The sequence below is a fragment of the Streptomyces sp. NPDC047515 genome (assembly GCF_040643055.1).
Classification (GTDB): Bacteria; Actinomycetota; Actinomycetes; order Streptomycetales; family Streptomycetaceae; genus Streptomyces.
Genome location: NZ_JBEYTM010000002.1, coordinates 63,995 through 88,472, shown reverse-complemented (window position 1 = coordinate 88,472; position 24,478 = coordinate 63,995). Strand labels below are relative to the sequence as shown.

Here is a 24,478-nt window from a genome sequence, read left to right as displayed (position 1 = left end):
TCCCCTGGTCGCAACTCTCCAACGAGTACCGTTCGCCGGCGAACGGTCCCCCGGGGAATGGTGACAGATCATCGGCTGGGGACGCGGCGCGGCCCCGACCCGGCCCCGGCCCGGAACGGCTCACTCTACCGGGCCGGGTATCCGGAGGTCAGTGCTCAGCTGCGGACGTGACCAGTTCGGTGAGGACGCCGTGGCAGTCCTTGGGGTGCAGAAAGGTGATGCGTGACCCCATGGACCCGGTCCTGGGCTCGTCGTAGAGCACCCTGACCCCCTTCTCCCGGATGTCCGCCGCGTCGGCGTCGACGTCCGCGGTGCCGAAGGCGATGTGATGGACGCCCTCCCCGTTCTTCGCCAGCCACTTGCCCACGGCCGAGTCCTCCCGCGTCGGCTCCAGGAGCTGGAGGTAGGAAGCGCCGCCGTCGGACGTATCGTTGATCTTGAGCATGGCCTCCCGCACGCCCTGCTCCTCGTTGATCTCGGAATGGAACACCTCGAACCCGTAGGTCGAGCGGTAGAACTCGACGGTCGCGTCGAGGTCGAAACAGGCGATCCCGATGTGGTCGATTCGCGTCAGCATGGAACCAGTGCAGCGCTCCGCCGATGGTTACGCAACGTGCGCGCGATCACACCCGCTGCTGGATGACGGGTGAGGTGGCGCTCAGTACATTCATGTAAACCCTCGTTCACTCCTCATCCCAAGGGGCTGCCCCTCATGTCAGGAACGACCGGTAACACCTCAGTGATCGTCGCGGGCGCGCGTACGCCCATGGGCCGCCTCCTCGGCTCGCTGAAGAGCTTCTCCGGGGCCGACCTCGGCGGTATCGCCATCAAGGCCGCGCTGGACCGGGCCGGCATCGGCGGCGACCAGGTCGAGTACGTGATCATGGGCCAGGTGCTGCAGGCCGGTGCGGGCCAGATCCCGGCACGCCAGGCCGCGGTCAAGGCGGGGATCCCGATGAACGTCCCCGCGCTCACCGTCAACAAGGTGTGTCTGTCCGGGCTCGACGCGATCGCGCTCGCCGACCAGCTGATCCGTGCGGGTGAGTTCGACGTCGTCGTCGCCGGCGGCCAGGAGTCCATGACGAACGCCCCGCACCTGCTCCCGAAGTCCCGCGAGGGCTACAAGTACGGCGCGATCGAGATGCTCGACTCCATGGCGTACGACGGTCTGACCGACGCCTACGAGAACATCCCGATGGGTGAGTCCACCGAGAAGCACAACACCCGCCTGGGCCTGTCCCGCGCCGATCAGGACGAGATGGGCGCCCTCTCCCACCAGCGCGCCGCCGCCGCCCAGAAGAACGGGCTCTTCGAGGCCGAGATCACCCCGGTCGAGATCCCGCAGCGCAAGGGCGACCCGGTCCTCTTCTCCAAGGACGAGGGCATCCGCCCGGAGACCACCGCGGAGTCCCTCGGCAAGCTGCGCCCGGCCTTCACCAAGGACGGCACGATCACCGCGGGCACCTCCTCGCAGATCTCCGACGGAGCCGCCGCGGTCGTCGTCATGAGCAAGGCCAAGGCCGAGGAGCTGGGCCTGGACTGGATCGCCGAGATCGGCGCCCACGGCAATGTGGCGGGCCCGGACAACTCGCTCCAGTCGCAGCCGTCCAACGCCATCAAGCATGCCCTGAAGAAGGACGGGCTGGAGGTGGCGGACCTCGACCTCATCGAGATCAACGAGGCGTTCGCGGCGGTCGCCGTCCAGTCGATGAAGGACCTCGGCGTCACCCCGGACCAGGTGAACGTCAACGGTGGTGCCATCGCGCTCGGTCACCCGATCGGCATGTCCGGTGCCCGGGTGGTGCTGCACCTGGCGCTGGAGCTGAAGCGGCGGGGCGGCGGCACCGGTGCGGCGGCGCTGTGCGGCGGCGGCGGGCAGGGCGACGCGCTGATCATCCGCGTTCCCAAGTAGGCAGGAACGGCCGCGGCAGGCCGTACGTAGTACGTAGTGCACGTGGAACACGCAGCGAGCGAACGGAGCGGTGATGGTAGACGTCCCCACCCTGGTCGAGCAGGCCCGTGCGGGCAGGCCGCGGGCCGTGGCCCGGCTCATCTCCCTGGTGGAGGGGGCGTCGCCGCAGCTGCGCGAGGTGATGGCGGCCCTGGCGCCGCTGACGGGCAACGCCTATGTCGTCGGCCTCACCGGTTCACCCGGTGTCGGCAAGTCGACATCGACGTCGGCTCTGGTCTCCGCCTACCGGAAGGCGGGCAAGCGGGTCGGCGTCCTCGCCGTCGACCCGTCCTCCCCGTTCTCCGGCGGAGCGCTCCTCGGCGACCGGGTCCGGATGTCGGAGCACGCCTCCGACCCCGGCGTCTACATCCGCTCGATGGCGACGCGCGGGCATCTGGGCGGCCTGGCCTGGTCGGCGCCGCAGGCGATCCGGGTGCTGGACGCGGCGGGCTGCGAGGTCATCCTGGTGGAGACGGTCGGCGTGGGCCAGTCGGAGGTGGAGATCGCCTCGCAGGCCGACACCTCCGTCGTCCTGCTGGCGCCCGGCATGGGCGACGGCATCCAGGCGGCGAAGGCCGGAATCCTGGAGATCGGCGACGTGTACGTCGTCAACAAGGCCGACCGGGACGGCGCGGACGCCACCGCGCGCGAGCTCAACCACATGCTGGGCCTCGGTGAGTCCCGAGGGCCCGGCGACTGGCGGCCACCGATCGTGAAGACGGTCGCCGCCCGGGGCGAGGGCATCGACGAGGTCGTCGAGGCGCTGGAGAAGCACCGGGCGTGGATGGAGGAGCACGGGGTGCTCGCCGAGCGGCGCACGGCGCGTGCGGCCCGCGAGGTCGAGACGATCGCCGTCACCCGTCTGCGCGAGCGGATCGGCGATCTGCACGGCGACCGCCACATCGGCGCGCTCGCCGAACGCATCGTGACGGGCAGCCTCGATCCGTACGCGGCGGCGGACGAACTGGTGGCGGGGCTCACCGAGGCCTGATCCGACGGTTCGACCGGACGGGACGACCGGGGGCGGCGTGCGGGCCGCTCCCCGGGGCCGCCCGGACGCGTGCGTTCGGGCTGGGCCTCGCCGTCGCCCGCGACGTCGCCTCCCGGCACGGGGGCCGACCGACGGTGGAGGGTGCGCGGGAGGGCGGCGCACGGTTCGAGCTGTGGCTGCCGAGCGTCGGCTGAACGCCGTCCCGGCGCGGGTCACGTCCCCGGCGACGCGCGGCCGCCGTCCGGGCGCGGGTCATGCCCCGGGCGACGCATTGCCGCCGTCCCGGCGCGGAGCACCTTCCGAGCAGCGTGGGGCCGCCTCGTCGCCGTCTCGTTCCGAGCCGTGCGAGCGCGCCGTCCTGCCGCGGGTCACACCTTGCCGCGTCGCCCCCGCAGGTGGTCGGCGACCGGGGCCAGCGCCGCGTGCAGATTCGCCAGCGCCTCCGGCGTCAACAGGTCCATGAAGTGCTTGCGTACCGACGCCACGTGATGCGGAGCCACTTTCCGCATCATCTCCGCGCCGTCCTCGGTGAGGACCGCGTACAGACCGCGTCGGTCTGATTCGCAGTTCTCCCTGCGGACCAGGCCCGCGCTCTCCATACGGGTGATCTGGTGCGAGAGCCTGCTCTTGGACTGCAGCGTCGCGGCGGCGAGGTCGCTCATCCGCATGCGCTGGTCGTCCGACTCCGAGAGGTTGACCAGGATCTCGTAGTCGTTGTTGGTCAGGCCGAACGGCTGGAGATCCTTCTCCAGCTGGTGCATCAGCAGCCTGCTGACGTCCAGGTGGGTGCGCCAGGCGCACTGCTCCGCGTCGTTCAGCCAGCGGGTGGCCGTCTCGGTCTCCATATATGGATTCTACCTAAGAAGTTGAAAGCCGGACGAAGTGGGGAAGTGTGACGCCCGGCACTCGCTCGGAGGCGGGCTCAGGTGCGGGGGTGCAGACGTTCGACGTCACACTCCGCAGACTACCGTTCACCAACCGAAGCGACGCTGGAGGTCCCCGAGCCGGCCGGGCGGACGGGGTGCGGAGCCAGGTTGACCCGGACCTCCGGGCACCCCGGCCTACGCCGGTGTCGCCCCCGTCGGCCGCTCGGGCATCAGCACCTCGGTCGACTGGAGCAGCACCGTCCCCGCCCCGACGAACTCGAACTGGTGCTCCTCGCCGGAGGTGCCGCCGAACCCCGTTATCGCCCGCAGCCCGCCCAGCACACCCGTCATGTAGCCGTGGTCGTAGTGGTGGCACGGCGAGGGGCAGTCCGCCCAGCCCACCAGGGCCTGCGGGTCGACCCGCAGCGGCGGCTCCATGAAGACCACCGGACCGTTGGAGGCGGCCACGAACCTGCCCGTGCCGATCAGCGTCAGAAAGCCCGGCACGATCGACTCCTTGAGAGCCAGTGTCGGCTCGTACGCCAGCAGGTTGCCGGACCGGACCGTCAGGTTCCCGTCGTCCAGGTCGTACGAGTTCACGTCGAAGGCGCGGTCCGCGAGCAGCATCTTGCCGCTGCCCTCGGCCACCACCCAGTCGCTCGCGTGCAGCGGCGAGTGGAAGCTCGTGCGGAGCAGCCGCTCGAAGTGGCCGTGGCCGATGCCGTCGAACTCGATGTGCCCGTAGTAGGCGATCATCTTGCCCTTCTGCAGGAACCACTGGCTCCCCTTGAGCTCCACACAGAAGGTGTACGCGTTGACGTTGTCGTCCGACGGCAGCGTCATCGGGTCGAAGACCACGGGCGTGCTCACAGCTTCTCCTCCGAGGCCTGGACGTACACCGTGCCACTGCCGCTCAGCTCCAGCTGGAACGCCTCGCCGGAGCCGCGCCCCACCATGTCGCGCCAACCGAGCGCGGTGGAGAGCTTGTTGCGCACGTCGCCGTGGTGCGCGACATACGCCTGCGGGTCCACGTGCACCTCGCGGCCCGGGGTGATCGGCAGCTCGATCACCCCGCCGTGTGCCATCACGGCGACCGCGCCATGTCCCTGGAGCGTGGTGGTGAACAGCCCCTGCCCGGTCACCTGGCCGCGCACCATGCCCATCACCCCGCCCTGCGAACCCATGAACATCGTGCCCTGTTGGAGCGTCCCGTCGAAGGCGAGCAACCGTTCGGCCTCCACGTACAGGGTGTCGCCGGACAGGTTGATCACCTGGATGTGGTGGCCGCCGTGGCCGAACATCACCGTGCCGCTGCCCTCCACCGTCATCAACGGGGTCGCCTCGTTGGCCACCCGGCGGCCGATCATCGACATCACGCCGCCCTGGCCGCCCTGGATGTTCGGCGTGAACGACACCTCGCCGCGACAGGCCAGCATCGCTCCGCGCTGGCTGTACATCTTCTGGCCGGGAAGCACCGTCGCCTCGACCATCTTCGAGTTGATCTCACGGAACGGCATCAGACGTCGCCCCCGATGGTGTTGCGCTCGCTCGGCTGGACGTAGACGACTCCCTCGCCCTCGAACCTGATCTGGAAGGACTCGCCCGAACCCTCGCCGATCAGCGTCCGGAAGTTCACCCCGGACTGGAAGTGCTGCTGCAGGCCGCCCTGGTGCGCGATGTAGGCGCCGGGGTCGACGAACAGTGGGTACTGGGCGGAGACCCGCAGCGCCACGGCGGAACCGTCCGACATGATCGCCACCTGGCCGGTGCCCTCGACGGTCGTGGTGAACAGGCCGTTGCCCGTCGCCCCGCCGCGCAGGCCGGTGAAGGTGGTGCCGGTGCGCAGCCCGGCCTCGGTGCACAGCAGATTGCTCGCCTCGACGTAGAGCTTGTCGCCGTGCAGCGAGACGAGGCTGATCTCGCTCGCGCGGTCGGCGAAGTAGCAGGTGCCCTGCCCCTTCACCTCCATCACGGACATGTGTTCGCCGGTCAGCCGGCGGGTCACCATGCCGCGCAGTCCGTCGCCACCACCGGTCATCTTCTTGAACGTCATCCGGCCGTCGTACGCGACCATCGAACCGTTCTTCGCCTTGACGGCGTCGCCGGTCAGGTCGACGGCGAGCGTTCTGCTGCCTTGGAGTCGGAACATTGCCACGGAGCCGACGGTAGCGGCCGGGCACCGGCCGGAACAGGGCCGCGGGGCGGAACCGGCACCCTGAACCGCCCCTGATACGCATTCGGTACGGGACCCGGACGCGATCGGGACGTGTCCGGTACGCCGCGACGGCGGAACGGGACGTGGCCCGGCGACACACGGCGGGGAGCGACGGTGGCCGCTCGTCCGGACACGACGGCGGAACGTGACCGGAGACATACGGCCCCCGACGCCGAGCACGCCCCGTGTCGATGCCACAATGGGGTGCGCTTGTGCCTCCATTCACAAGCTGTCACGACCCTCCCACCGAAGGTGCCCTCGTGGACATCAAGACCGCTACCGCCCTGCACCGGCTGCGCCTCATCTCGATTCCCGAGGCGCTCTCCTTCCCCGCGCTGATCATCTTCGGCTCGATCCTCAGCCGGGTCTCCGACATCGACTTCCTGATGATGCCGCTCGGCATCCTGCACGGCGTGCTCTTCGTGATCTACGCCGTCCTGCTCCTCGACGTCTGGTCCAAGACCAAGTGGCCGCTGAAGCGCGTCGCGTTCTTCTTCCTCCTCGCGCTGCTGCCGTTCGGCGGCCTGTACGGCGACAAGGTGCTCAAGCGCTACGAGGCCGACGGCGTCATCGCCGCCCGCGCCCGCCGGGAAGGCGTGGTCAGCGCATGATCGTCGCGTTCTCGGTCAGCCCGCTGGGCGTCGGTGAGGATGTCGGCGAGTATGTCGCCGACGCCGTCCGGGTCGTCCGCGAGTCCGGGCTGCCCAACCGGACGGACGCGATGTTCACCTCGATCGAGGGCGAGTGGGACGAGGTCATGGACGTCGTCAAGCGGGCCGTCGCCGCCGTCGAGGCCCGTGCCGGACGCGTCTCCCTCGTACTGAAGGCCGACATCCGCCCCGGTGTCACCGACGGCCTGACGTCCAAGGTCGAGACCGTCGAGCGGTACCTCGCCGACTGACGCAGCTGCGCACCCCCCAAAGGCCCCTCTCGCCGCACGGCGAGGGGGGTCTCCGTCACCCGGGGTGCGTTTTTTCGGGCTCCACCGCCAGCGCGATCCCGAGCGGCGTCCGCTCGTACAGCACCTGGTGCCCGTACCGCCGCGAGGTCAGCAGCCCGGCCGCCCGCAGCACGGACAGATGCTCCGACACGGAGGAGGGCGCGAGGCCGAGCCGGTGGGCGAGGGCGCTCGTCCCTGCCGGTTCGTCGAGCATGCACAGGACATCGGCCCGAGCCCGCCCGAGCAGCCGCGCGAGCGTCTGAGGCGTACGGTCAGCGGGTTCCGTCCACAGACCACCGATCCCGCGGGCCGGATAGATCACCGCGGGCTGGTAGGGCGGCTCGTACCCGCTGACCACATCCGGCCAGGCGAAGACGCTCGGCATCAGGACGAGACCCTGCCCGCCGAGCACCCGGGAGTGCCGGCCCCGCATACCGACGAGCGTGAGCGTCGAGTCCGCCCAGCTCAGCTGGGGACTCAACTCACCGAGCAGCCGCGCGAAGCCGACTGCGGCGAGCCGACGCGAGTGGTACGCGATGTCCGCCTCCAGCAACGCGCGCAGCCGCGGCCAGTCCGGCTCGACCAGGACCCGCCACGCCTGTTCCAGAAGCGCGGACAGCTCCCGCTGCGCGCGGGCGGGATCGTCGAGCATCGCCCGACCGGCGGGGGAATCCAGCGCCCCCGGCCGGTCGGCGAGCGTCAGCGCCAGATCCTCTTGGATGAGCTGCGGATCGATGGCGCGTACACCGGCGATCTCCTCCTCGAACGAGGCGTAGGGCCCGATCGGCGGCGGGCAGAGGAAGTCCGGATTGTGTCCGCTCTTCGGCATCAGCGACCACAGTGGTCCGAGGTCGAGCCCGGCTGCGGCGCTCCGGATGCGCCGCAGCCACGGCTCGTGGTAGCCGTGGTTCCCGGGGCGCAGGAGGGTGCGGACCGCCTGTTGCGTCTCCCAGAGCGGGGAGAGGGCGAACCTGCAGCGCAGCAGATCGCTCTCGTCGAAATGCAGATGGAACGGCATCGGCGCACCTCGCGAAGATTCGGTGTCAGCCGAAAGTCTATGGAGTGCGGGCCGTGCTCCTCCACGCTGCGTCCATGCCGAGCAACAGCCCCGCCCCTGCGGGCGGCCCCCGCGATGAGGTGGACCCCCCGAGCGGCCCGACGGGCCCATCACCCCAGGCATCGTCAGCCCCATGCCGCACAGCGAAGGTCGACCCCACGGGAGCGGCGCCGTCCCCGGCTCCGTCCCCGGAGCCCGCCGACCCCATGGACCCGAACCCGTCACCCGGACTCCGGGCTCCGGCTTCCGTCCCGGACCCCGGGACTCCCCGCGGTTACCGTGCCGTCTTCGCCGTAGGGGAGTTCCGTGCCGTCTTCGCCGCGCACCTGCTCTCCCTCCTCGGCGTCGTCGTCAGTGAACTCGCCCTCACCGTCCTCGTCTACGACCTCACCGGCTCTCCGCTGCTCTCCGCCCTCACCTTCGCGCTGGGCTTCCTCCCCTACCTCGTCGGCGGCACGCTCTTCGCCGGGGTCGCCGACCGCTACCCCGCCCGCCGGGTCCTGGTCACCTGCGATCTGATCTGCGCGGGCTGTGTCGCCGTCATGGTGCTGCCCGGCACCCCCGTCGGCGGACTCCTCGCGCTGCGCTGTGTCGTCGCCTCCGTGTCGCCCGTCTTCACCGGGACGCGTACGGCCGCGCTCACCTACATCCTCGGCGAGGGTGACCTCTATGTACTGGGCCGCTCGCTGCTGCGGATCGTCTCGCAGAGCGCCCTGCTGATCGGCTTCGGCGTGGGCGGTGTGCTGCTCGCCGCGGTGTCCGCGCGCGGGGCGATCACGATCACCGTCGGGACCTTCCTCTGCTCGGCGGTGCTGCTCCGCTTCGGGACCCGGGACCGGCCCGCGCGAAGCGGCGGCGACGGAGGTGGCGCCCTGCTCAAGGACTCGCTGGCCGGAGCCCGTACCGTCCTCGCCGACCGCAGGATCCGCGCCCTGATGCTGCTCTTCTGGCTGCCGGCGATGTTCGTCGTGGCACCGGAGGCGCTTGCCGCGCCGTACGCGGACGAGATCGGTGTCGGTCCGGTTGCGCTCGGACTCCTCATGTGCGCGATGCCGGTCGGCCACATCGGCGCCGAGCTGTACGCGGGCACCGTGCTCGCCCCGCGCCTGCGCTCCAGAATCGTGCTGCCGGCCGCCGCCACCGGGCTGCTGCCCCTCGGGCTGTACGGGTTCCGTCCCGGCGTGGTGCTGAGTCTCCTCGCGCTCGCGCTGGCCGGGGTGGGGGCGGCGTACATCATCGGTCTCGACCAGTGGTTCGTCGACGCCGTTCCGGAGGAACTGCGGGGCCGGGCCATGACCCTGCTCACCGCCGGGCTCATGACGGTCCAGGGCATCGGCATGGCACTGGCCGGGCTCGCCGCCGAATTCGTCCCCGTGCATCAGGTGGTCGCCGGGGCCGCTGTGATCGGTACGGTGTGCACGCTGCTGGTCGTCCGAGAGGTCAGGAGAACCGCGTCCGCCGACCGCATTCGGACCGAAGTTCGAGACGGAGCTGACCAGCATATGACCAGTGGGTAAGGTCGATGCCGTGCCGAAGCCGCTCAGTCTCCCCTTCGATCCCATCGCCCGCGCCGACGAACTCTGGCAGCAGCGCTGGGGCCCGGTGCCCTCGATGGGGGCGATCACCTCGATCATGCGCGCGCAGCAGATCCTGCTCGCCGAGGTCGACGCGGTCGTCAAGCCGTACGGACTGACCTTCGCGAGGTACGAGGCACTGGTGCTGCTCACCTTCTCCAAGGCGGGTGAGCTGCCGATGTCCAAGATCGGTGAGCGGCTCATGGTCCACCCCACCTCCGTCACGAACACGGTGGACCGGCTGGTGCGCTCCGGACTGGTCGCCAAACGTCCCAACCCGAACGACGGCCGCGGAACCCTCGCCTCCATCACCGACCGGGGCCGCGAGGTCGTCGAGGCGGCGACCAAGGACCTGGTCGCCATGGAGTTCGGGCTCGGGGTGTACGACGCCGAGGAGTGCGCGGAGATCTTCGCCATGCTCAGACCCCTGCGGGTGGCAGCGGGGGATTTCGAGGACGCGGGCTGAGGCCGGGGCGTAGCTTGGCGGCAGGTCGGCGTACGAAGGCCCTGCGCATGCGGGGATGGTCCGACCATTCAGGTGCGGAGCACCAGAAGCATGACGTGCTCCCCGTGCATGCGGGGATTTTTCGGGCGGTTACGCTCGTCTCCATGAAACGAAGCGTGCTCACCCGCTATCGGGTGATGGCCTATGTCACCGCCGTCATGTTGTTGATCCTGTGCGTGTGCATGATCTTCAAGTACGGCTTCCACACCGGTGAGGATCTGACGCTCGTCGTCTCCCAGATCCATGGCGTGCTCTACATCATCTACCTGATCTTCGCCTTCGACCTGGGCTCCAAGGCGAAGATGCCGATGGGCAAGCTGCTCTGGGTGCTGATCTCCGGCACCATCCCGACGGCCGCGTTCTTCGTCGAGCGCAAGGTCGTCCGCGAGATCGAGCCGCTGATCGCCGACGCCTCCCCGGTGACCGTCGAGGCCTGACCGCGCGGGCCGGGAGCCCGGCCGCACCGCACCACCGAACCGCCCCGTGCGAAGCACCGGGCGGTTTGCCATCGACATTTACTAGGACGTCCTAGTAAATTCGATGGTATGGACGCTGACGCGATCGAGGAGGGCCGCCGCCGCTGGCAGGCCCGTTACGACAAGGCCCGCAAGCGCGACGCGGACTTCACCACGCTCTCCGGGGACTCCGTGGAGCCCGTGTACGGCCCCCGCCCGGGGGACACGTACGAGGGCTTCGAGCGGATCGGCTGGCCCGGCGAGTACCCCTTCACCCGGGGGCTCCACCCGACCGGCTACCGGGGCCGGACCTGGACCATCCGCCAGTTCGCCGGCTTCGGCAACGCCGAGCAGACCAACGAGCGTTACAAGATGATCCTCGCCGCGGGCGGCGGCGGGCTCAGTGTCGCCTTCGACATGCCGACTCTGATGGGCCGCGACTCCGACGACCCCCGCTCGCTCGGCGAGGTCGGGCACTGCGGCGTGGCCATCGACTCCGCCGCCGACATGGAGATCCTCTTCAAGGACATCCCGCTCGGCGACGTCACGACGTCCATGACGATCAGCGGACCCGCCGTCCCCGTCTTCTGCATGTATCTGGTCGCCGCCGAGCGCCAGGGCGTCGACCCGGGCGTTCTCAACGGCACGCTCCAGACGGACATCTTCAAGGAGTACATCGCGCAGAAGGAGTGGCTCTTCCAGCCCGAGCCCCATCTGCGCCTCATCGGCGACCTGATGGAGCACTGCGCCCGCGACATCCCCGCCTACAAGCCGCTCTCCGTCTCCGGGTACCACATCCGCGAGGCCGGGGCGACGGCCGCGCAGGAGCTCGCCTACACCCTCGCCGACGGCTTCGGTTACGTGGAGCTCGGCCTCTCCCGCGGGCTGGACGTCGACACCTTCGCGCCCGGTCTCTCCTTCTTCTTCGACGCGCACCTCGACTTCTTCGAGGAGATCGCCAAGTTCCGCGCGGCCCGCCGGATCTGGGCCCGCTGGATGAAGGAGACGTACGGCGCGAAGACCGACAAGGCGCAGTGGCTCCGCTTCCACACCCAGACCGCCGGTGTCTCGCTCACCGCCCAGCAGCCGTACAACAACGTCGTGCGGACGGCGGTCGAGGCGCTCTCCGCGGTCCTGGGCGGCACCAACTCGCTGCACACCAACGCCCTCGACGAGACCCTCGCGCTCCCCTCCGAGCAGGCCGCCGAGATCGCGCTGCGCACCCAGCAGGTGCTGATGGAGGAGACCGGCGTCGCCAACGTGGCCGACCCGCTGGGCGGTTCCTGGTACGTGGAGCAGCTCACCGACCGGATCGAGGCCGATGCCGAGAAGATCTTCGACCGGATCAAGGAGCGCGGCACCCGGGCCCACCCGGACGGGCAGCACCCCATCGGGCCCATCACCTCCGGCATCCTGCGCGGTATCGAGGACGGCTGGTTCACCGGCGAGATCGCCGAGTCCGCCTTCCGGTACCAGCAGTCGCTGGAGAAGGGCGACAAGCGCGTCGTCGGCGTCAACGTCCATCACGGCTCGGTCACCGGCGACCTGGAGATCCTGCGGGTCAGCCACGAGGTCGAGCGCGAGCAGGTCCGGGTGCTCGGCGGTCGCAAGGACGCCCGCGACGACGCCCGGGTCAAGTCGGCGCTGGACGCGATGCTGGCCGCCGCCCGTGACGGCTCCAACATGATCGCGCCGATGCTCGACGCGGTACGGGCCGAGGCGACGCTCGGTGAGATCTGCGGGGTCCTGCGTGAGGAGTGGGGCACCTACACGGAGCCGCCAGGCTTCTGACGGGCGGGCGGCGGTCGCTGTCGCCTCCGGGGCGGCTGGGTGCAGCCGCGCTGCCCGTACCGCCTCCGGAGGCGGTACGGGGGCGTCGCCGTGCCTGGCCGCCGTGGACCGCCCCGGTCACGCGGAGGCCGCCGCGCCCAGCCCCGCGAGCAGCAGTACGGTGAAGCGCCGGGCCCAGTCCGTGTCGACGGGCTCGGCGCTCACCAGGACCCGGTGCACGACCGCGCCGGCGATCACATCGAAGATCAGATCGGCGGTCGTCGCCGCCACGGCCTCGTTCTGCTCGACGGGCAACTCCCCGCGTTCCTGGGCTCGTTGGCGCCCCTGGAGCACCAGCCGCTTCTGCCGGTCCACGATCGAGTCGCGGATCCGGGTCCGCAGTGCCTCGTCGCGGGTCGACTCCGCGACCACCGCCATCAGCGCCGTCCGGGTCTCCGGGCGCTCCAGCAGCGCGGCGAACTGCAGCACCACCGCCTGCACATCGGCCGACAGACTGCCCAGATCGGGCAGTTCCAGCTCGTCGAAGAGGACCGCGACGGCGTCCACGACCAGCTCGTTCTTACCCGCCCACCGCCGGTACAGGGTCGTCTTGGCGACTCCGGCCCGCGTCGCCACGTCGCCCATCGTCAGCTTCGACCAGCCGAGGTCGACCAGGGAGGCTCTGGTCGCCTCCAGGATCGCTTCATCGGCCGCGGCGCTTCGCGGACGCCCCGTTCGAGCGGGTTTGGGGTGGCTGTGGCTCAGCATGCCGCGACCATACCGGTCAGTAAGTAGAACCGACCGGCCCCGTTCACCGTGAGACAGATCACCGAACGCACTTGTGCGCGAAGGGTGCCCGGCAGTTACGCTACGGGTCGTAGCGTAAGGACGACGGTTGTGCCGTCATGACGCCACGAGCGAACGACAGCCGCAGGCACCGGGTGGGGACCCGGCGCCGGAACGGGTCTTTCAGGGGCCCTCGGACCGTGTCCGTCCGTGTCCCCCGCACACCGGCGGGGACCGCGGACGGGTGTGGTTCCCGTATCGCTTTCCGTATCGGTGCGCCAAGGGGGGAGGATGTACGTATGCAGCCTAGGAACATGTCCATGAGCGGCGTCGTCGACCTCGCCGCGGTGAAGGCGGCCGGCGAGGCCAAGGTGAAGGCGGAGCAGGCCCGTGCCGAGTCCGCCCGGCAGGGCGGTGGCGGTGCCGTGTCGCCGTCCGCCCTGGTGATCGACGTCGATGAGGCCGGCTTCGAGAGCGATGTCCTGCAGCGCTCCGCCGAGGTCCCGGTCGTCATCGACTTCTGGGCCGAGTGGTGCGAGCCGTGCAAGCAACTGGGCCCGCTCCTGGAGCGCCTGGCCCGTGAGTACAACGGCCGCTTCGTGCTGGCCAAGGTCGATGTCGACGCCAACCAGATGCTGATGCAGCAGTTCGGCATCCAGGGCATCCCGGCGGTCTTCGCCGTCGTCGCCGGGCAGGCCCTCCCGCTCTTCCAGGGCGCGGCCCCTGAGGCCCAGATCCGGCAGACGCTCGACCAGTTGATCCAGGTCGGCGAGGAGCGGTTCGGGCTCACCGGGATCGTGGTCGACCAGGACGCCGCCGCCGAGGGGGCCGACCAGGCTCCGGTCGAGGCGCCCGCGGGGCCGTACGACGCCCTGCTCGAATCGGCCGTACAGGCCCTGGACGCCAGTGACTTCGCCGGTGCCATCCAGGCGTACAAGAACGTCCTGTCCGACGACCCGGCCAACACGGAGGCCAAGCTCGGCCTCGCCCAGGCCGAACTGCTCGCCCGGGTCAAGGACATGGACCCGCAGCGGGTCCGCAAGGACGCCGCGGACAACCCCGCCGATGTCGCGGCACAGCTCGCGGCCGCCGACCTGGACCTCGTCGGCGGGCACGTCGAGGACGCCTTCGGCCGGCTCGTCGAGACGGTGCGCCGTCACTTCGGTGACGACCGGGACACGGCGCGGCTGCGGCTGCTGGAGCTGTTCGAGGTGATCGGCCCCGACGATCCGCGGGTCGGCGCCGCGCGCACGGCGCTGGCACGGGTCTTGTTCTGATCTGACAACGCGGCCGTGGCGCCCCCTGGGTGTCACGGCCGTTTTCGCGAGCGGGCGATAAGAGACGCCCCTGCTTTACCAAATCTTGATAAAAGTACGGCCTGTTACTCGCAGTAAATCGCCCCTCGGGATCTGTCCGCATAAGGGGCTCGATCCTCCCTTTCGTCCTCCCGTTCGGCACCACCCTGTGTGGCCGGGCGATGCCACCCGGTCGCGCATCGGTTATCGGGCCATTACTAGCGAGTAACGAACCCTCTTGTGTCACGGGCGGGAATGCACCACGATCGGCCACGCTCGGTCCAATAACGCCAGCCCGGCTGCCAGTCGGCGCGGCGGCCCTGTTGGGTCCCCACCGAGTGGGTCGGCGGTAGTGGCGCCGACTCCGGACAGGGGGGTTCCTGCCGCCTGGCAGGGCCTGTCCGAACAGGTTGCGCGCATGCGTGGCCAGTGGTTGTCGCTCGGGGGTGATCGCCGGTGATTCGGACGCGGTTCCTGCCTCCGTGCGCGGCGCTCTCTTTCCGAGGACGTAGCACTTCTCCCATCCCAGGACGGGCCGAGGCCCGGACCGGAGATGTACGTCCGAGAAGGAGGAAAATTTTATGAGTTCCCAGGTTCGTGGTGGCACCAGATGGAAGCGTTTCGCTCTGGTCATGGTGCCGAGCGTGGCGGCGACCGCAGCGGTGGGCGTCGGCCTGGCGCAGGGTGCGCTCGCGGCTTCGTTCAGCGTGTCCGGTCAGAGCTTCAAGGTAAGTGCGGACAGTCTCGTCGGCCACAACTTCGTGCAGTACGGCAGCGTGGCCACCGGCACGGACCCCGAGGGCAAGAACGGGGCGCACGCCGTGGCCGTGTCCGGCTTCAGCGACGCCACGATCACCAACATGTGCCAGTCGGTGGTCACTCCGAACCTTCCGTTCGGTCTCGGCACTGTCACGCTGGTGCTGAACGCGGGTACGAACCCGAAGAAGCCGGTCAGGGCGACCAACCTGTACCTGGATGTCGCCGAGCTCGACGCGGACGCCTCGTTCAGGAACATCGACATCGGTGTTGCTGCGGGTTCCCTCAAGGACCCGAACAACCCCAAGTCGATCGGCATCCAGCCGCGCACCCAGGCGAACCCGAACGGCTTCGCGCAGCGCGCCGAAGAGGCCAAGCTGACCAACGTGCAGCAGACGGCGTGGGCGACCACCGCCGGCACCTTCAAGCTCAGCAACCTGAGCCTGCGGCTGAAGTCCGGCGACAAGCCTTGCTACTAGGGCACTTGCCCAGGGTGGCCGGGGTGCCCGCCACGGACCTCCGGCCGCCCGCCCTTTCTCTTCTCACAGCAGTACCGGTTCCAGGGAGCTGTTTTCCATGAGCCCCGAGTCCACAGGGCAGAACGAGCACTACCTCCGCGTCTTCCGGCGGAGATTCCGCACCTGGCGGGGTAACCGGCCGTTCTGGGCGGGCCTGTTCACCATGGTGGGTGGTCTGCCCATCGCGTACTTCCCGTACGCCAACATGCACCTCGGCAACGTCACACTGGCGATGTCCACGACCGCCGGTGCCGGATCGCTGATCATCGGGGTCCTGCTGATCACGCTGGGCCTGACGATGTGGTTCCACCACATCGTCAGAGTGTTCGCCGGAGTCGCCGCGATCCTGCTGGCGCTGATCTCCATACCGGTCGCCAACATCGGCGGGTTCCTGGTCGGCTTCCTGTTCGCCCTGCTCGGTGGAGCGCTCTCCATCTCCTGGGCCCCGGGTGAGCCGAAGCCCGAACTCGTGGACGCCGGTGCGGAAGGCCACATGTCCAAGGACTCCGGTCCCGGCACGCAGCAGCCCGAACCCGAGTTCCACAGCACGGCGGCGGTGCCACAGCAGCGGCCGGAGCAGTACGACACGACAGTTGAGGTCGACGGCGGGAGGCATCGTGCGGGGTGACGAGACGCAGCTGAACTCGACCGGGGAGAATCTGCGGACGAGAAGCGGGCCGCGCCACGCGGCCCCCAGGAAGTCGTTGCTGACGAAGCTGCACATACCCGCGGGCAAGGCCTTCGCGCTCGCCGCGATGCCGACGGCCGTCTTCGTGGGCATGGGGCTCACCCCCAAGCTCGCGCTGGCCGACGACCACACGGATATTCCCTTCGCGCCCGGCCCCTGCGTGACCCGCTCCGACGAGCCGAGCGAGTCCCCGTCCCCGTCCTCGTCGGAGACGAAGTCGCCGTCCCCGTCCTCGTCCGCCACCGATTCCGGTGGCAAGGGCGACACGGCGACGCCGAAGCCCACGGCGACCCCGTCGGCGAGCGACGCTGCGAAGCCGGAGACGAAGACGAAGGCCGCCGACGCGGCCGCCGCCGTCGCGCCGGGCGCCTCGCCCACCCCCACGAAGTCGACGAACCCGCTCGACCCGCTGGGCGTCGGCGACGCGCTGAAGAACCTCTTCGACGGACCGGACAAGGCCACGGCGAGCCCGTCCCCGAGCGCGAGCACCGCGTCCCCGAAGCCGTCGCAGAGCGACACCGCCAAGCCGGCGGAGAAAGCCACGGAGAAGGCCGCAGGCGCCGCGAAGGAGACCGCCGACAAGACCGCCGCCGCCATCCGTGACGCCGCGGACAAGGCAGGCAAGCCGGTCAAGGAGCTCGACGACAGCGTCAAGGGACTCGACGCCAAGAAGGACGAGGACATCCCGGACGGCGCCAAGGAGCGTTTCCCGTGTCCGACGGCCGACCCCGAGGCGCTGGCCGCGGCCGATCTGGACACGGGCATCCCGCTCCTCCCGACCGACCCGTGGATCCTGGAGAGCTCGAAGCTCACCCTCAAAGGGCTCGACTACAAGGGCATCGTCGAGGTGAAGACGTACGACGGCACCGTCAAGAAGGTGCTGAAGTTCACCGCGAGCTCCATCGACATCGAGAATCTCCACCAGAAGACGGTCGGTCCGGCCGGTACCACGGCCCATGTCGAGGCGCGGAAGGGCTCCGAGTCCACTATCCGCAACGGCACGGTGACCATGTACACGGAGGAGCTGAAGGGCAACCTCTTCGGCCTCATCCCGGTCACGTTCAGCCCGGAGACACCGCCGCCACTGAACGTACCCTTCGCCATCTTCACCAAGGTCAAGGTGACCCAGGCGGGCCAGTTCGGCGGCACGCTCACGGTCCCTGGGCTGCACAACTACTTCACCGGCACCAACAGCTAGGGTCTTTCGTTCGGATCGAGCCCGGCATGATCCGAACGAGGGGCTCCGGCCGACACCGACCCGTTCGGGAGCCGCACAAAGGCTTGTGGGCCGCACTCCTTCCGGAGCGCGGCCCACAGGCCCTTCCGTACGGGTACGGGTCGCGTCAGTCGCGCGCCCCGCCGCCGACATGGTGCACCCGCACCATGTTCGTCGTGCCCGGGATGCCGGGGGGCGAGCCGGCCGTGATGACCATGGTGTCGCCCTCGTTGTAGCGGTCCAGCTTGAGGAGTTCCGCGTCGACCAGGTCGACCATCGCGTCCGTGTTGTCCACGTGCGGGACGACGTGGGCCTCGACGCCCCAGCTCAGGGCGAGCTGGTTGCGGGTGGACTCGTCCGTGGTGAAGGCCAGGATGGGCTGTGCGGCGCGATAGCGGGAGAGTCGACGGGCGGTGTCGCCGGACTTGGTGAAGGCGACCAGCGCCTTGCCGTTGAGGAAGTCCGCGATCTCGCAGGCGGCACGGGCCACCGAACCGCCCTGGGTGCGGGGCTTCTTGCCCTGCACCAGCGGCTGGAGGCCCTTGGAGAGCAGCTCCTGCTCGGCGGCGACGACGATCTTCGACATCGTCTTGACCGTCTCGATCGGGTAAGCGCCCACGCTGGACTCGGCCGAGAGCATGACCGCGTCCGCACCGTCCAGGATCGCGTTGGCGACGTCGGACGCCTCGGCGCGCGTCGGCCGCGAGTTGGTGATCATCGACTCCATCATCTGGGTCGCCACGATCACCGGCTTGGCGTTCCGCCGGCAGAGCTCCACCAGGCGCTTCTGCACCATCGGGACCTTCTCCAGCGGGTACTCGACGGCCAGGTCGCCACGGGCGACCATCACGCCGTCGAACGCCATGACGACGCCCTCCATGTGCTCGACGGCCTGCGGCTTCTCGACCTTGGCGATGACGGGGACCCGGCGGCCCTCCTCGTCCATCACCTTGTGGACGTCCTTGACGTCGCTGGCGTCCCGTACGAAGGAGAGTGCCACCAGGTCGCAGCCCATCCGCAGGGCGAAGCGCAGGTCCTCGACGTCCTTCTCGGACAGGGCCGGGACATTGACCGCCGCCCCGGGCAGGTTGATGCCCTTGTGGTCGGAGATGACACCGCCCTCGATGACGATGGTCCTGACCCGGGGCCCGTCGACCGCGACGACCTTCAACTCGACGTTGCCGTCGTTGATCAGGATCGGGTCGCCCTTGGCGACGTCGCCGGGCAGGCCCTTGTAGGTCGTGCCGCAGATCGACTTGTCGCCGGGGACGTCCTCCGAGGTGATGGTGAACTCGTCCCCGCGGACCAGCTCGACGGGGCCCTCGGCGAACTTCGCCAGGCGGATCTTCGGACCCTGGAGGTCGGCGAGGACGCCGACCGCACGGCCGGTCTCGGCGGCGGCCTTGCGGACCCGGTCGTAACGACCCTGGTGCTCCTCGTGGCTGCCGTGACTGAAGTTGAAGCGGGCCACGCTCATGCCGGCCTCGATCAGAGCGACGAGCTGCTCGTGGGAGTCGACGGCGGGACCGAGTGTGCAGACGATTTTGGAACGGCGCATGAGGCGGATCCTATCGGTTTGTTTCGCTACGGAATATTCCGTCTGGTGGAAGGTACAAAGGGGCGCGGGGGTGCTCAGTTGTGGTCCTGTCCGACGAGCGCGAAGGTCTGGACGGCGATCTCCAGCTCCTCGTCCGTCGGTACCACGGCGACCGCGACCCGTGCGTAGTCCGGCGAGATCAGCCGCGATGCGCCGGACCGTACGGCGTTCAGATCCGCGTCCACCGCCAGGCCGAGCTCCTCAAGACCGGCGATCGCAGCCTCCCGTACCGGTGCCGAGTTCTCCCCGACCCCCGCCGTGAACACCACGGCATCCACCCGCCCGAGGACCGCCGAATAGGCGCCGATGTACTTCTTCAGCCGGTGCACGTAGATGTCGAACGCCAGCGCCGCGCGCTCGTCGCCCGCGTCGATCCGGCGCCGGATCTCCCGCATGTCGTTGTCGCCGCAGAGCCCGAGCAGGCCGCTCCTCTTGTTGAGCAGTTCGTCGATCTCGTCCGTCGACATCCCCGCCACCCGCTTGAGGTGGAAGGTGACGGCCGGATCGATGTCGCCGGAGCGCGTCCCCATCACCAGCCCCTCCAGTGGGGTCAGCCCCATCGAGGTCTCCACGCACCGGCCGCCCGCCACTGCCGAAGCCGAGGCGCCGTTGCCCAGGTGCAGCACGATGACATTGACCTCCTCGGGGGTACGTCCCAGGAGCTCGGCGGCCTTCCGGGAGACGTACGCGTGCGAGGTGCCGTGGAATCCGTAGCGCCGGATCCGGTGCGCGTCGGCGGTCTCGGTGTCGATCGCGTACCGCGCCGCGTACTCCGGCATCGTGGTGTGGAAGGCCGTGTCGAAGACCGCCACCTGGGGAAGGTCCGGGCGCAGGGCCCGCGCGGTACGGATGCCGACGACGTTCGCCGGGTTGTGCAGCGGGGCCACCGGGACCAGGCGCTCGATCTCCGCCAGCACCTCGTCGTCGATGACCACCGGCTCGGTGAAGCGCAGCCCGCCGTGCACCACCCGGTGTCCGATCGCCGCCAGCGCGGGGGAGTCCAGGCCCAGCCCGTCGGCGGCCAGCTCCTCGGCCGCCGCCTTCAGCGCGGACTCGTGGTCGGCGATCGGGCCGACCCGCTCACGGGACTCGGCTCCCGCCCGTCGCCCACCACCACCCTCGATGGAGACCCTTCGGGCCGCCTCTTCTGATTCGACCAGCGGGGTGTGCACCAGCCGGGAGGTCTCCTCGCCGATCCGCTCGACCAGTCCGGCCGCGAGCCGGGAGTGGTCGCTCATGTCCAGGAGCTGGTACTTCACCGACGACGAACCGGAGTTGAGAACGAGAACGCGCTGCGCGGCCACGGTGGAAGGGCCTTCTGCAGTCGGGGTGCTCATGCGGTTCGCTCCTCGCTCTGTGCCTGGATCGCCGTGATGGCCACGGTATTGACGATGTCCTGGACCAGCGCGCCCCGGGACAGATCGTTGACCGGCTTCCGCAGACCCTGGAGCACCGGGCCGACGGCCACCGCGCCCGCCGAGCGCTGCACGGCCTTGTAGGTGTTGTTGCCGGTGTTCAGGTCCGGGAAGATCAGCACCGTCGCCTGGCCCGCCACCTCGGAGCCCGGCAGCTTCGTCGCGGCCACGCTCGGCTCCACCGCGGCGTCGTACTGGATGGGGCCCTCGATCCGGAGGTCCGGCCGGCTCTCGCGGACCCGGTTCGTCGCCTCGCGCACCTTGTCGACGTCGGCGCCCGATCCCGAGGTGCCCGTCGAGTACGACAGCATGGCGATCCGCGGCTCCACGCCGAAACGGGCGGCGGTGGCGGCCGACTGGATCGCGATGTCCGCGAGCTGTTCCGCGTCAGGGTCCGGGTTGACCGCGCAGTCGCCGTACACCAGGACCCTGTCGGCGAGGCACATGAAGAAGACGGAGGAGACGATCGAGGCGTCCGCCGGGGCCTTCCCGTCTCCCGCCGCCCCGCCCGCCGCGCTCGGGGCGGCCCCCTTGGTCTTGATGATCTCGAAAGCGGGGCGGATCGTCGCCGCCGTGGAGTGCACGGCCCCGGAGACCATGCCGTCCGCGAGCCCCTCCTGGACCATCAGCGTGCCGAAGTAGTTGACGTCCGCGACGACGTCGTACGCCAGCTCCAGAGTGACCCCGCGATGCGCGCGCAGCTGCGCGTACCGCTCGGCGAATGCCTGGCGCAGTTCGGAGGAGTGCGGGTCGATGAGCTGGGTGGCGGCGAGATCGATGCCGAGGTCGGCGGCCTTCTTGCGGATGACGTCGGGATCACCGAGGAGCGTGAGGTCGCAGACGTCGCGGCGCATCAGTACGTCGGCGGCGCGCAGCACCCGTTCCTCGGTGCCTTCCGGCAGGACGACCCGGCGCCGGTCGGCGCGGGCCTGTTCCAGCAGTTCGTGCTCGAACATCATCGGGGTGACACGGCCGCTGCGGGCCACCGAGATCCGGTCCAGCAGGGCGCCGGTGTCCACATGGCGCTCGAAGAGGCCGAGCGCGGTCTCCGCCTTGCGGGGCGTCGCCGCGTTCAACTTGCCTTCCATCGCGAAGAGTTGCGCTGCTGTGGGGAAGGAGCCGCCGGCCACCGAGATGACCGGGGTGCCCGGTGCGAGTCGCGCGGCCAGCTTGAGTATCTCCTCGCCGGGGCGTTCGTCCAGGGTCAGCAGCACACCCGCGATCGGCGGGGTCCCGGCGCTGTGCGCGGCCAGTGAGCCGATCACCAGGTCCGCCCGGTCCCCGGGCGTGACCACCAGACAACCCGGCGTCAGCGCGTTCAGCATGTTCGGCAGCATCGCGCCGCCGAAGACGAAGTCCAGCGCGTCCCTGGCCAGCCCGGAGTCGTCGCCGAGCAGCACCGTGCCGCCGAGCGCCGCGGTGATCTGGGTGACGGTCGGCGCGGAGAGCGCGGCATCGTCCGGCAGCACCGAACAGAGGACGGGGAGCTGGGCCGCCAGCCGTTCGGCGATGGCATCGCGGTCCTCGGCGGCCACCCGGTTCACGACCATCGCGAGGACGTCGCAGCCCAGACCTGCGTACGCGCGGTAGGCATTGCGGGCCTCGGCCCGTACGGACTCCGCGGTCTGGTCCTTCCCGCCGACCACCGCGATCACGGAGGCGCCGAACTCATTGGCGAGACGGGCGTTGAGCGCCAGTTCGTCGGGCAGCTGGGTGGCGGCGAAGTCCGTGCCGAGGACCAGTACCACCTCGTACTTCTGGGCCACCTGATGGAAGCATTCCACGAGCTGGGAGACCAGCTCGTCCGTACCCTGTTCCGCCTGGAGCGCGGACGCCTCGTGATAGTCCAGGCCGTAGGCCGACGCGGGGTCCTGGGGGAGCCGGTAGCGGGCCCGCAGCAGCTCGAACAGCCGGTCGGGTCCGTCGTGGACGAGCGGCCGGAACACTCCGACCCGGTCCACCTGACGCGTCAGGAGCTCCATGACTCCCAGATCGACGACCTGGCGGCCGTCTCCCCGGTCGATACCGGTCACGTACACGCTGCGCGTCACGCGTGCTCTCCCGTCCATTTTTGCGGTTTGGGATGGTATTGCCTTGTTGACGATACCTGTGGGGGTCGAGGCGCCGCCCGCCGGGCGAAAGGCCCTGTGCACAGTGGCTACAGACCCCCCGCCCGTCCGGTCGGACCGGCGTCGGATCCACTGCCACGTCCGGCGGAGCACCCGTGCGGGCACCTCGCGACGATCGGGAGCGCGAGGCCCGGACCTGACGTGGGACAATCGTGGTGGCTCACGGTACGGGGGATTCTGTAGTCGCCCCCGAAATGCACGACACTAGCGAGCAGGAGATACAGCACGATGCGCATCGGAGTTCTCACCGCAGGCGGCGATTGCCCAGGCCTGAACGCAGTGATCCGGTCGGTCGTGCACCGGGCCGTGGTGGGTCACGGCGATGAAGTCATCGGGTTCGAGGACGGGTTCAAGGGGCTCCTCGACGGTCACTTCCGCCCCCTCGACCTCAACGCGGTCAGTGGCATCCTGGCCCGTGGCGGGACCATCCTCGGCTCGGCCCGGCTGGAGCGCGACCGGCTGCGCGAGGCCGCCGAGAACTGCGCCGAGCTGAGCCGCCGTTACGGCATGGACGCGCTGATCCCGATCGGCGGCGAAGGCACTCTCACCGCCGCGCGGATGCTGTCGGACGCCGGAATGCCCGTCGTCGGCGTTCCCAAGACCATCGACAACGACATCTCCGCCACCGACCGCACCTTCGGCTTCGACACGGCGGTGGGCGTTGCCACCGATGCCATAGACCGCCTCAAGACCACCGCCGAATCGCACCAGCGGGTCATGGTCGTCGAGGTGATGGGCCGCCACGCCGGCTGGATCGCGCTGGAGTCCGGAATGGCGGGCGGCGCGCACGGCATCTGCCTTCCTGAGCGCCGCTTCCAGGTCGAGGACCTGGTCAAGATGGTCGAGGAACGCTTCGCGCGCGGCAAGAAGTTCGCGGTCATCTGCGTCGCCGAGGGCGCGCACCCGGCCGAGGGCTCCATGCCGTACGCCAAGGGCGAGATCGACCAGTACGGTCACGAGCGCTTCCAGGGCATCGGCAACCGGCTGGCCATCGAGCTGGAGACCCGGCTCGGCAAGGAGGCCCGGCCGGTCATCCTCGGCCATGTGCAGCGCGGCGGCACGCCGACGGCGTACGACCGGGTGCTCGCCACCCGCTTCGGCTGGCATGCGGTGGAGGCCGCGCACCGGGGCGACTTCGGCCGGATGACGGCCCTGCGCGGCAATGACATCGAGATGGTTCCGCTCGCCGATGCCATCACCCGGCTCAAGACGGTGCCCGCGGACCGGATGGACGAGGCCGAGTCGGTCTTCTGATCCCGGGCCCACGCGCGGCTGCGGCGCGTTGCGCCGCGGCATGGTGCGCCGCGGCGACGTAAGGAGTGGTCGACGGCCCCGCCCGTCCCTCGTGGACGGTCGGGGCCGTTTGCCGTGGGCGGTCAGGGCCGTTTGTCGTTCCCTCCGGTGGCCGGGGCCGATCTGCTCGCCGGAGAGGGCGTCGGCGCCGTCCACGGACGTGGCGATGGCGGCGATGACGGCGGCCCGGCCCGTGCTCCAACTGCTCCACGGTTTCGTGGAGTTCGCCGATCCGCTGCCGGGTGCCTTCCGGTCCGAGCGACGGCGGCGGCGCGGTCGCCGGGCGGTCGCTGGGCCGCCGGGCTGTCGCCGGGCTGTCGTCGAGCGGTCGCGCCCGGTGCGGCGCGTCGCCGCGTAGGCGGGGTGAAAATGCCAAAGGCGTACCCGACGCACCCGGAATGGAGAATTCCGCCCCTGTGTGATCATCCCAAACCGGTGTCGAAAAGTTGATGATCTTCTGG

At 69.8% G+C, this 24,478-nt stretch carries 23 protein-coding genes and 2 pseudogenes; 15 read left to right on the top strand and 10 right to left on the bottom strand.

All coding sequences use genetic code 11. The features are described from left to right. Positions 1-148: 148 nt before the first annotated feature. On the bottom strand, positions 149-577 hold the full coding sequence (gene mce, locus ABZ826_RS01815; protein WP_361440632.1) for a methylmalonyl-CoA epimerase: 429 nt from the start codon (positions 575-577) through the stop codon (positions 149-151). A 135-nt stretch (positions 578-712) separates the two neighbouring features. Here mce and ABZ826_RS01810 point away from each other — a divergent pair, with 135 nt between their 5' ends. From ABZ826_RS01810 to ABZ826_RS01800, 3 genes and pseudogenes are all read left to right on the top strand, one after another. Further along, on the top strand, positions 713-1,912 hold the full coding sequence (locus ABZ826_RS01810) for an acetyl-CoA C-acetyltransferase (protein ID WP_361440629.1): 1,200 nt from the start codon (positions 713-715) through the stop codon (positions 1,910-1,912). Positions 1,913-1,985: 73 nt separating this feature from the next. Beyond that, on the top strand, positions 1,986-2,942 hold the full coding sequence (gene meaB, locus ABZ826_RS01805; RefSeq protein WP_361440626.1) for a methylmalonyl Co-A mutase-associated GTPase MeaB: 957 nt from the start codon (positions 1,986-1,988) through the stop codon (positions 2,940-2,942). A gap of 77 nt (positions 2,943-3,019) precedes the next feature. After that, positions 3,020-3,136: pseudogene (locus ABZ826_RS01800) on the top strand (ATP-binding protein); the annotation flags it as partial. Positions 3,137-3,310: 174 nt separating this feature from the next. Here ABZ826_RS01800 and ABZ826_RS01795 read toward each other — a convergent pair. The 4 genes and pseudogenes from ABZ826_RS01795 to ABZ826_RS01780 all read right to left on the bottom strand — a co-directional run bounded on the left by ABZ826_RS01795 (position 3,311) and on the right by ABZ826_RS01780 (position 5,957). Continuing rightward, a complete protein-coding gene (locus ABZ826_RS01795) occupies positions 3,311-3,787 on the bottom strand; it encodes a MarR family transcriptional regulator (protein WP_361440623.1) in 477 nt (158 codons plus the stop codon). Positions 3,788-3,913: 126 nt separating this feature from the next. Then, positions 3,914-4,678 (bottom strand): annotated as a pseudogene (locus ABZ826_RS01790) (AIM24 family protein). Next, entirely contained in the window at positions 4,675-5,325 is a 651-nt protein-coding gene (locus tag ABZ826_RS01785; protein WP_361440620.1) for an AIM24 family protein, read from the bottom strand. Before ABZ826_RS01785 ends, ABZ826_RS01790 begins: the two are co-directional and overlap by 4 nt. Next, positions 5,325-5,957 carry an AIM24 family protein gene (locus ABZ826_RS01780; protein WP_361441124.1) on the bottom strand — a complete coding sequence of 211 codons (633 nt, stop codon included), beginning with the start codon at positions 5,955-5,957 and terminating at the stop codon, positions 5,325-5,327. The genes ABZ826_RS01785 and ABZ826_RS01780 overlap by 1 nt, the downstream gene beginning before the upstream one ends. Before the next feature lie 326 nt (positions 5,958-6,283). On the opposite strand from ABZ826_RS01780, the gene ABZ826_RS01775 reads away from it, so the two are divergent. Next, a complete protein-coding gene (locus tag ABZ826_RS01775; RefSeq protein WP_351084937.1) occupies positions 6,284-6,634 on the top strand; it encodes a DUF3817 domain-containing protein in 351 nt (116 codons plus the stop codon). Then, positions 6,631-6,924, top strand: a complete 294-nt coding sequence (locus tag ABZ826_RS01770; RefSeq protein ID WP_030971479.1) for an MTH1187 family thiamine-binding protein — start codon at positions 6,631-6,633, stop codon at positions 6,922-6,924. The genes ABZ826_RS01775 and ABZ826_RS01770 overlap by 4 nt, the downstream gene beginning before the upstream one ends. 55 nt (positions 6,925-6,979) lie before the next feature. Here ABZ826_RS01770 and ABZ826_RS01765 read toward each other — a convergent pair whose 3' ends face one another. Beyond that, positions 6,980-7,981: a DUF5937 family protein gene (locus ABZ826_RS01765; RefSeq protein WP_361440616.1), complete on the bottom strand. Its 1,002-nt coding sequence runs from the start codon at positions 7,979-7,981 to the stop codon at positions 6,980-6,982. Between the two features lie 245 nt (positions 7,982-8,226). Here ABZ826_RS01765 and ABZ826_RS01760 point away from each other — a divergent pair, with 245 nt between their 5' ends. The 4 genes from ABZ826_RS01760 (at position 8,227) to ABZ826_RS01745 (ending at position 12,345) form a co-directional block, all read left to right on the top strand. Further along, complete coding sequence (locus tag ABZ826_RS01760) at positions 8,227-9,537, top strand: MFS transporter (protein WP_361440613.1); 1,311 nt, start codon at positions 8,227-8,229, stop codon at positions 9,535-9,537. 10 nt (positions 9,538-9,547) lie between these two features. Next, positions 9,548-10,060, top strand: a complete 513-nt coding sequence (locus ABZ826_RS01755) for a MarR family transcriptional regulator (protein WP_361440610.1) — start codon at positions 9,548-9,550, stop codon at positions 10,058-10,060. Positions 10,061-10,203: 143 nt separating this feature from the next. Further along, on the top strand, positions 10,204-10,536 hold the full coding sequence (locus ABZ826_RS01750; protein ID WP_361440607.1) for a DUF3817 domain-containing protein: 333 nt from the start codon (positions 10,204-10,206) through the stop codon (positions 10,534-10,536). Between the two features lie 108 nt (positions 10,537-10,644). Further along, positions 10,645-12,345, top strand: coding sequence for a methylmalonyl-CoA mutase family protein (locus ABZ826_RS01745; protein WP_361440604.1), 1,701 nt, complete (start codon positions 10,645-10,647; stop codon positions 12,343-12,345). Positions 12,346-12,462: 117 nt separating this feature from the next. On the opposite strand, the gene ABZ826_RS01740 is transcribed toward ABZ826_RS01745, so the two are convergent. Beyond that, a complete protein-coding gene (locus tag ABZ826_RS01740; protein ID WP_361440601.1) occupies positions 12,463-13,092 on the bottom strand; it encodes a TetR/AcrR family transcriptional regulator in 630 nt (209 codons plus the stop codon). Positions 13,093-13,409: 317 nt separating this feature from the next. Here ABZ826_RS01740 and ABZ826_RS01735 point away from each other — a divergent pair, with 317 nt between their 5' ends. The 4 genes from ABZ826_RS01735 (at position 13,410) to ABZ826_RS01720 (ending at position 17,565) form a co-directional block, all read left to right on the top strand. After that, on the top strand, positions 13,410-14,387 hold the full coding sequence (locus ABZ826_RS01735) for a tetratricopeptide repeat protein (protein WP_361440598.1): 978 nt from the start codon (positions 13,410-13,412) through the stop codon (positions 14,385-14,387). 599 nt (positions 14,388-14,986) lie between these two features. Then, positions 14,987-15,640: a DUF6230 family protein gene (locus tag ABZ826_RS01730; RefSeq protein WP_361440595.1), complete on the top strand. Its 654-nt coding sequence runs from the start codon at positions 14,987-14,989 to the stop codon at positions 15,638-15,640. A 97-nt stretch (positions 15,641-15,737) separates the two neighbouring features. Beyond that, positions 15,738-16,307, top strand: coding sequence for a DUF6114 domain-containing protein (locus tag ABZ826_RS01725; protein ID WP_361440592.1), 570 nt, complete (start codon positions 15,738-15,740; stop codon positions 16,305-16,307). After that, positions 16,297-17,565 carry a hypothetical protein gene (locus tag ABZ826_RS01720; protein WP_361440589.1) on the top strand — a complete coding sequence of 423 codons (1,269 nt, stop codon included), beginning with the start codon at positions 16,297-16,299 and terminating at the stop codon, positions 17,563-17,565. Before ABZ826_RS01725 ends, ABZ826_RS01720 begins: the two co-directional genes overlap by 11 nt. A 145-nt stretch (positions 17,566-17,710) precedes the next feature. On the opposite strand, the gene pyk is transcribed toward ABZ826_RS01720, so the two are convergent. The 3 genes from pyk to pta all read right to left on the bottom strand — a co-directional run bounded on the left by pyk (position 17,711) and on the right by pta (position 22,646). Continuing rightward, positions 17,711-19,141: a pyruvate kinase gene (pyk, locus tag ABZ826_RS01715; RefSeq protein WP_361440586.1), complete on the bottom strand. Its 1,431-nt coding sequence runs from the start codon at positions 19,139-19,141 to the stop codon at positions 17,711-17,713. 74 nt (positions 19,142-19,215) lie between these two features. After that, positions 19,216-20,517 carry an acetate kinase gene (locus tag ABZ826_RS01710; protein ID WP_361440583.1) on the bottom strand — a complete coding sequence of 434 codons (1,302 nt, stop codon included), beginning with the start codon at positions 20,515-20,517 and terminating at the stop codon, positions 19,216-19,218. After that, a complete protein-coding gene (pta, locus tag ABZ826_RS01705) occupies positions 20,514-22,646 on the bottom strand; it encodes a phosphate acetyltransferase (protein ID WP_361440580.1) in 2,133 nt (710 codons plus the stop codon). The genes ABZ826_RS01710 and pta overlap by 4 nt, the downstream gene beginning before the upstream one ends. A 306-nt stretch (positions 22,647-22,952) precedes the next feature. Here pta and ABZ826_RS01700 point away from each other — a divergent pair, with 306 nt between their 5' ends. Beyond that, the gene (locus ABZ826_RS01700; RefSeq protein ID WP_351074711.1) at positions 22,953-23,978 is read left to right on the top strand and encodes an ATP-dependent 6-phosphofructokinase; all 1,026 of its coding nucleotides are present in this window, start codon (positions 22,953-22,955) and stop codon (positions 23,976-23,978) included. 205 nt (positions 23,979-24,183) lie between these two features. Then, positions 24,184-24,375, top strand: a complete 192-nt coding sequence (locus ABZ826_RS01695) for a hypothetical protein (RefSeq protein WP_361440577.1) — start codon at positions 24,184-24,186, stop codon at positions 24,373-24,375. The last annotated feature ends 103 nt before the right edge of the window (positions 24,376-24,478 follow it).

What these genes read in the sequence shown, in the direction of transcription:
- mce (WP_361440632.1), bottom strand. Translation starts at nt 577, where the DNA reads ATGCTGACGCGAATCGACCACATCGGGATCGCCTGTTTCGACCTCGAC.
- ABZ826_RS01810 (WP_361440629.1), top strand. Translation starts at nt 713, where the DNA reads ATGTCAGGAACGACCGGTAACACCTCAGTGATCGTCGCGGGCGCGCGT.
- meaB (WP_361440626.1), top strand. Translation starts at nt 1,986, where the DNA reads ATGGTAGACGTCCCCACCCTGGTCGAGCAGGCCCGTGCGGGCAGGCCG.
- ABZ826_RS01795 (WP_361440623.1), bottom strand. Translation starts at nt 3,787, where the DNA reads ATGGAGACCGAGACGGCCACCCGCTGGCTGAACGACGCGGAGCAGTGC.
- ABZ826_RS01785 (WP_361440620.1), bottom strand. Translation starts at nt 5,325, where the DNA reads ATGCCGTTCCGTGAGATCAACTCGAAGATGGTCGAGGCGACGGTGCTT.
- ABZ826_RS01780 (WP_361441124.1), bottom strand. Translation starts at nt 5,957, where the DNA reads ATGTTCCGACTCCAAGGCAGCAGAACGCTCGCCGTCGACCTGACCGGC.
- ABZ826_RS01770 (WP_030971479.1), top strand. Translation starts at nt 6,631, where the DNA reads ATGATCGTCGCGTTCTCGGTCAGCCCGCTGGGCGTCGGTGAGGATGTC.
- ABZ826_RS01765 (WP_361440616.1), bottom strand. Translation starts at nt 7,981, where the DNA reads ATGCCGTTCCATCTGCATTTCGACGAGAGCGATCTGCTGCGCTGCAGG.
- ABZ826_RS01760 (WP_361440613.1), top strand. Translation starts at nt 8,227, where the DNA reads ATGGACCCGAACCCGTCACCCGGACTCCGGGCTCCGGCTTCCGTCCCG.
- ABZ826_RS01750 (WP_361440607.1), top strand. Translation starts at nt 10,204, where the DNA reads ATGAAACGAAGCGTGCTCACCCGCTATCGGGTGATGGCCTATGTCACC.
- ABZ826_RS01745 (WP_361440604.1), top strand. Translation starts at nt 10,645, where the DNA reads ATGGACGCTGACGCGATCGAGGAGGGCCGCCGCCGCTGGCAGGCCCGT.
- ABZ826_RS01740 (WP_361440601.1), bottom strand. Translation starts at nt 13,092, where the DNA reads ATGCTGAGCCACAGCCACCCCAAACCCGCTCGAACGGGGCGTCCGCGA.
- ABZ826_RS01735 (WP_361440598.1), top strand. Translation starts at nt 13,410, where the DNA reads ATGCAGCCTAGGAACATGTCCATGAGCGGCGTCGTCGACCTCGCCGCG.
- ABZ826_RS01730 (WP_361440595.1), top strand. Translation starts at nt 14,987, where the DNA reads ATGAGTTCCCAGGTTCGTGGTGGCACCAGATGGAAGCGTTTCGCTCTG.
- ABZ826_RS01725 (WP_361440592.1), top strand. Translation starts at nt 15,738, where the DNA reads ATGAGCCCCGAGTCCACAGGGCAGAACGAGCACTACCTCCGCGTCTTC.
- pyk (WP_361440586.1), bottom strand. Translation starts at nt 19,141, where the DNA reads ATGCGCCGTTCCAAAATCGTCTGCACACTCGGTCCCGCCGTCGACTCC.
- ABZ826_RS01710 (WP_361440583.1), bottom strand. Translation starts at nt 20,517, where the DNA reads ATGAGCACCCCGACTGCAGAAGGCCCTTCCACCGTGGCCGCGCAGCGC.
- ABZ826_RS01700 (WP_351074711.1), top strand. Translation starts at nt 22,953, where the DNA reads ATGCGCATCGGAGTTCTCACCGCAGGCGGCGATTGCCCAGGCCTGAAC.
- ABZ826_RS01695 (WP_361440577.1), top strand. Translation starts at nt 24,184, where the DNA reads ATGGCGGCGATGACGGCGGCCCGGCCCGTGCTCCAACTGCTCCACGGT.